The sequence below is a fragment of the Kineococcus glutinatus genome (assembly GCF_039542765.1).
Classification (GTDB): domain Bacteria; phylum Actinomycetota; class Actinomycetes; order Actinomycetales; family Kineococcaceae; genus Kineococcus_A; species Kineococcus_A glutinatus.
Map to the genome: position 1 here is coordinate 1 of NZ_BAABIL010000455.1, position 1,378 is coordinate 1,378.

Annotated in this window: 3 protein-coding genes; all 3 read left to right on the forward strand. The window is 78.5% G+C overall.

Going from position 1 to position 1,378, the window contains the following annotated elements; translation table 11 throughout:
- Nucleotides 1-397, forward strand: a 397-nt coding sequence (locus ABEB16_RS15885) for a histidine phosphatase family protein (protein WP_345713199.1), incomplete at its 5' end; no start/stop codon positions are given.
- Nucleotides 398-480: 83 nt separating this feature from the next.
- Nucleotides 481-1,029, forward strand: a complete 549-nt coding sequence (locus ABEB16_RS15890; protein WP_345713200.1) for a DUF3090 domain-containing protein — start codon at nt 481-483, stop codon at nt 1,027-1,029.
- Between the two features lie 41 nt (nt 1,030-1,070).
- A partial coding sequence (locus ABEB16_RS15895) for a protein kinase family protein (protein WP_486335992.1) occupies nt 1,071-1,378 on the forward strand: 308 nt, incomplete at its 3' end.

Below are 1,378 nucleotides of genomic sequence, written 5' to 3' on the forward strand. Positions count from 1 at the left end.
GTGGGCGCAGGTGCAGCAGCACCCCTCCGCGGTGGTCTTCCCCGGCGAGGGCGGGGAGTCGATGCGCGCCATGCAGCAGCGCGCCGTCGACGCCGTCCGCGAGCACGACGCGGCCGTCGCCGCCGAGCACGGCGCGGACGCGGTGTGGCTGGCCGTCACCCACGGCGACCTCATCAAGGCCGTCCTCGCCGACGCCCTCGGCGTGCACCTCGACCTCTTCCAGCGCATCGGCGTCGACCCCTGCTCGGTGTCGGTGGTGCGCTACACCTCCGCGCGCCCGTTCGTGCTGCGCACCAACGACACCGGTGGCGACCTGGCCGATCTCGCCCCGCCGCCCCGCCGGCGCCGGCGGGTGCCGCGCACGGACGCCGTCGTCGTCGGCGGCACCGGCGCGTGAGCCGGCACCGGCGGCACCTGGCCGGCCCGGTGGGCACCCCGGTCCCCGGGGCCGCCGCGGGCGGCCCGGCGTAGGGTCGGCGCATGGCTGTCTTCGACTACGACCCGCCCGAGCGCTTCGTGGCGGGCACGGTCGGCCCGCCCGGATCGCGGACGTTCTTCCTGCAGGCGCGCGCCCGCGGCGCGCTGACCACCGTGGCGCTGGAGAAGGCGCAGGTGGCGGCCCTGGCCGAGCGGGTGGGGGAGCTGCTGGACGAGATCGTGCGCCGCTCCGGCGGGCAGGCGCCGGTCCCCGCGATGGCCCCGGCCGGGGCCGAGGACACCGCCCCGCTGGACACCCCCATCGAGGAGGAGTTCCGGGTCGGGACGATGAGCCTGGCGTGGGACGGGGAGCGCCGGCTCGTCGTCATCGAGTGCTTCGAGGTCCTGGAGTCGGACGCCGAGGAGGAGCCCGGCGAGCCCGACCCCGCGCGCGCGGTGCTGCGGGTCAGCATCTCCGGCGCCGCGGCGCGGGCGTTCGCGGCGCGGGCGCTGGCCCTGGTGGCCGCCGGCCGGCCGCCGTGCCCGTTCTGCAGCGGCCCGCTGGACCCGGAGGGGCACATCTGCCCCCGGGCGAACGGCTACCGCCGCTGAGCGCGCGGCCGACCGGGGCGCGGCGGGGCCGCGAGGAGGTCCTGGCGCACCTGGCCACCGCCGAGCTTGAGGTGCTGGGGCGCATCGCCGACGCCTCCAACGCGACGCTGCTGGCGCTGGCCGGCACCGGGCGGCGCGCCCTGCACTGCGTCTACAAGCCCATCGCGGGGGAGCGGCCGCTGTGGGACTTCCCCGACGGCTCCCTGGCCCACCGGGAGGTCGCCGCGCACGCCGTCTCCGCGGCCTCCGGCTGGGACGTCGTGCCGCCGACGGTGCTGCGCGACGGCCCCGCGGGCCCGGGCAGCGTCCAGCTGTGGGTCACCGAGGACGGGTGCGCGGACGACACCGG

Coding starts and splice junctions, on each gene's coding strand:
- ABEB16_RS15890 (WP_345713200.1), top strand. CDS start 481: ATGGCTGTCTTCGACTACGACCCGCCCGAGCGCTTCGTGGCGGGCACG.